At 25.6% G+C, this 4,195-nt stretch carries 4 protein-coding genes; 3 read left to right on the top strand and 1 reads right to left on the bottom strand.

Going from position 1 to position 4,195, the window contains the following annotated elements:
- Positions 1 to 383: 383 nt before the first annotated feature.
- A complete protein-coding gene (locus tag QX51_RS19690; RefSeq protein ID WP_052233145.1) occupies positions 384 to 1,400 on the bottom strand; it encodes a GH25 family lysozyme in 1,017 nt (338 codons plus the stop codon).
- Between the two features lie 356 nt (positions 1,401 to 1,756).
- Between QX51_RS19690 and QX51_RS17495 the strand changes: the two genes are divergently transcribed.
- The 3 genes from QX51_RS17495 (at position 1,757) to dprA (ending at position 4,070) form a co-directional block, all read left to right on the top strand.
- Positions 1,757 to 2,245 (top strand): spore coat protein, encoded by a 489-nt coding sequence (locus QX51_RS17495; RefSeq protein WP_039681191.1) that lies wholly within the window; start codon positions 1,757 to 1,759, stop codon positions 2,243 to 2,245.
- A gap of 130 nt (positions 2,246 to 2,375) precedes the next feature.
- The gene (locus QX51_RS17490) at positions 2,376 to 2,978 is read left to right on the top strand and encodes a GNAT family N-acetyltransferase (protein ID WP_039681190.1); all 603 of its coding nucleotides are present in this window, start codon (positions 2,376 to 2,378) and stop codon (positions 2,976 to 2,978) included.
- A 132-nt stretch (positions 2,979 to 3,110) separates the two neighbouring features.
- Positions 3,111 to 4,070 (top strand): DNA-processing protein DprA, encoded by a 960-nt coding sequence (gene dprA / locus QX51_RS17485; RefSeq protein WP_052233144.1) that lies wholly within the window; start codon positions 3,111 to 3,113, stop codon positions 4,068 to 4,070.
- The last annotated feature ends 125 nt before the right edge of the window (positions 4,071 to 4,195 follow it).

Below are 4,195 nucleotides of genomic sequence, written 5' to 3'. Positions count from 1 at the left end.
ATATAGAAATATTTAATAATTCATTTTTTTATTATATACCTATTTTATAACAGACTATGTTTGATTTCAAAGTATTTTGTAAATTAAAAAACACTATTTTTAGATATATAATACCATTTTATATGATATTGTTAAAAAATGTAAAATAATATTATAATATGTATTATTAAAAAATTTGCTTAAGCTATTGCGTGTGCGATTCACTTCATATCGCTGACGAGATGCCTTTGCTCCGCTTAAGGCAACTCCGTTGCTCAAATTTTACTTTTTTACTATTTATCAAACGTCTTGCTATTACTTTGATATAGGAGTGTTCTACAAACGTAAGAGTATTATAATATCCTAGCATGTAAAAAAGTACCAGAGTTTCTGGTACTTTAAATTTAAATGTATGAAATTATAGATTCATGAGTTTTAACTCCAGCTATTCCATCTACTTGAAGGTTTTTCTTTTTTTGATACTTCTCTACGGTTGATTGTGTATCTTTTCCAAAATATCCATCAATAGCAATATCATAACCTAGTTCTTTTAATGATTTTTGCAGCCATTTAGTGTGCTCTAGTTTTTTATTTTTACTTTTAATACTTAATGGATGCTTTTCTACTGCTGCTTTTGTTTTAGGTCCCCAAATACCATCTTCAGCTAATTTACAATCATATGATTCATTTAAAGCATTTTGTAATGACTTAATTAAAATTTTAATTATGTTATCTTCTTTATTATTATCTTTGTCTGTATTAGAGTCTGTATCAGTTCTAGAATTATTTTCACTATTATTATTTTTTTTATATTTTTTATATTTTTTATAACAATAATCTAAATCAACATTTCCGCTTATACCAGATACTCTTCCACTTTCGCTATATTGCCACATTACATGGCTCTCACTATATGTGCATCTTGAAGTATATTGAGCTATCCACAAATCATATTCTCTTTGAATACTTTTAAAAAAGTAGTTATTTGAGAAATCTATATTTGTATAAAGTCCAGGTATATATCCACCTTTTTGAATTTCTTTTAAAAAAGTATGAGCAAATGCTGTTGCTTTTGTTTTATTTATAGTTACACCGTGTTTTTTAGCGTAACTTACACTATCATATTCTAAATCATAAAATATAGGATAAGTTATTTTATCTTTATATGGTTTAATTACTTCCATACATTTAACAGCCTCTAATCTGGCTTTTTCTTCACTTATAGCATAACTAAACCAATATATTCCAACATCAAGATCTTCCTCGATTGCTCCCTTAATATATTCTTCAAATCTTTCGTCTATAGTAGATGAGCCATATCCGGCTCTAATAATAACAAATTTTATGCCATCATTTTTTACTTTTTCCCAATTAATATATCCATTATGTTTAGATACATCAATACCTTTAATAGCCGCCATTTAATCACTTCCTTATATAATATATATGGAAAAGAATCTACTAAAAAAGTAGATTCTTTTCTTTTGAATGGCCTGTTTATTATATGAAATATTATCTAAAGTTATTTAGAATTGTAATTTTGAAAGTACTAGCTTTAATAAAGACTAAGTAGATAATCTACTTAGTCTTTTTTGGTAATATCTTAATTAAGAAACCGAGAATATAAATAAAATCAAGAATAAAAAAATAAAGGTTTTACATTGATAATTATAGCCTTATATATTTTTTTTATACTATTAGTATTATGAGTTTTATTTTTTAATATAAATAGAATAATTTTTAATCAATAATGCAAACTAAGTATGGAGGTGTTATTATGGTAAATTTAACTACAAAAGAAAGACTTTTACTTGAAGATGAGAAAAGTCATGAAATTTTATGCGTTTCAAAATATAAGGATTATGCTAATAGAGCTAGCTGCCAAGAACTTAAAAACTTATTTTCTTCTTTAGCACAAAAAGAACAACAACATCTAGATACCGTTAATCAAATTTTAAATGGTACAGTTCCAAATGTTAACTCAGGTAGTCAAAACTCTCAAAATCAACAAATGACACAAGATAATACACTTTCTATGCCAAATATAGGAAGTAATGTATCTAATGGTGCATACGATGAAAACGATAAAATGTTGTGTCAAGATTGTTTGTCCACTGAAAAATATGTATCTGCTACATATAATACTGCTATATTTGAATTTAAAGACAAGAATATAAGACAAGTTCTAAATCATATTCAAAAAGAAGAACAAGAACATGGAGAAAAAATTTATAACTATATGAGTCAACACAATATGTATAATTAGACATATATCAGTAAAATCCCGTAAAAAAACTACTTTTATTACGGGATTTTTTAATTTTATTTTATTCTTATTGATTATCCTACTGTTTTTTATTACACTTTTATTAAATATTATATAAGAAGGTGTATATATGAACGAGTTTGTTATGAGGTTTGCCGAAAAAAAAGATGCCGAATCAATTTTAAAAATTTACGCACCTTATGTAGTTAATACTTCAATAACATTTGAGTATACTGTACCTACAATAGAAGAAATAGGCACTAGAATTGAGGAAATTAAAGGGAATTACCCTTATATAGTATGTGAATCCTATAATAATGTTATAGGATATGCCTATGCAAATAAAGCAATGATTCGAGATGCTTGTAATTGGAATGCGGAACTTTCTATTTATGTTGACAGGAAACATACTCATAAAGGCATTGGCAGAGGATTATATACTTGTATTTTAGAAATTCTAGCTCATCAAAATGTGAAAAATGTATACTCTATAATAACGGTTCCAAATAATAATAGCATTAAGCTTCATGAATTTTTTGGATTCAAAAAACTAGGATCTTATCCTAATTGTGGATATAAATTAGGCAAATGGCATGATATTATTATAATGGGAAGAAATTTAGGCAATCATAAAAAACCTCCAAATCCATTTATAAAAATAACTGATGTAAGTAATGATATAACAAATGGCATACTTAATGTGGTATCAAGTATAATCAATAATAGAATTTAACGTAAAACTCAGCATAGCATATTATGTTGAATTTTCTAGCAAGGATAAAATCAATTTTTTATAATAAAATGAAATTATTTCCTATTTAAAATCGCCTTAATTTGGCAAACTAATGCTTATAGGAGTGGTTTTATGTTTAAAAAAGAATTAATCTTAACTTTATTAAATACAAATAGAATTGGAAGAAAAACAATAAATAAATTAATACATAAATCATTACCATTATCTACTCATCCTCAGTGTATTTTAAATTTTATTTTAGCAAACCTGCCAAACTATAATTCCGATTTAACAATTCAAGATATAATGCTTGCTAAAAATAAAAGTTTAAATATTATTGATTACTGTGAAAAAACTAATATAAAAATAATGACAATCTTAGATGAAGACTTCCCCTTAAAACTTAGGATTATTCCTGATAATCCTGTAATTATATTTTATAAAGGAAACAAATCATGTATTATTAATAATAAATCTGTGGCAATTATAGGCACTCGCTCCCCCACATTAGAAAGCGAGGAAATTACTAAAAAACTAGCTAAGTCCTTTTCCACTAATAATTACACAATTGTTAGTGGATTGGCCCATGGTATAGATTGTAATGCTCATGTATCCACATTAAAAAATCATAAAAAAACATTGGCAGTTTTACCTGGTGGAATTTCAAATATTTATCCGGCAGATCATAAATATTTATGTGATGAGATTCTTTATAATGATGGATGTATCTTTAGTGAATATTTTCCTTTTGAAACACCTTATAAAAACCACTTTATCGAAAGGGATCGTTTACAAAGTGCTCTATCCCTTGGTGTAATAGTTGTTGAGTGTGATACAAAAAGTGGAACTATGCATACAGTTAATTTTGCAAAAGAACAAAGCAAGATAGTCTGTTGTTATAAACATGATAATATGCAATATAGTTGTAGAAGTGGTAACATAAAACTATTAAAAGATAAAAATACCATTATAATTGATAATAACTTTAATATAAACCTATTAGAAGATTTACTAAGAGATAAATTGCATGAAATAAATAATCTAACTTTTGACTTAATATTATCAAATGAACAGATATATTTTAACATTTAACAATTAAATTTATTTTTCTTGTGAATTATTATAAGTTGAACTACAATTATTAATAAGTAATTTATTAATGGTATTTAATGTAGATTTACTATTTTTAAATTATTTCTCCTTGTATTATTATATTT

The sequence above is a fragment of the Terrisporobacter othiniensis genome (assembly GCF_000808015.1).
GTDB classification, from domain to species: domain Bacteria; phylum Bacillota; class Clostridia; order Peptostreptococcales; family Peptostreptococcaceae; genus Terrisporobacter; species Terrisporobacter muris.
Note: the sequence above shows the minus strand (reverse complement) of the source record. Positions and strands in the feature narration are given on the sequence as shown.

Bases quoted from the DNA above. Each gene is read 5' to 3' on its own strand.
- QX51_RS17490 (WP_039681190.1), top strand. From the start codon at position 2,376: ATGAACGAGTTTGTTATGAGGTTTGCCGAAAAAAAAGATGCCGAATCA.
- QX51_RS19690 (WP_052233145.1), bottom strand. From the start codon at position 1,400: ATGGCGGCTATTAAAGGTATTGATGTATCTAAACATAATGGATATATT.
- dprA (WP_052233144.1), top strand. From the start codon at position 3,111: ATGTTTAAAAAAGAATTAATCTTAACTTTATTAAATACAAATAGAATT.
- QX51_RS17495 (WP_039681191.1), top strand. From the start codon at position 1,757: ATGGTAAATTTAACTACAAAAGAAAGACTTTTACTTGAAGATGAGAAA.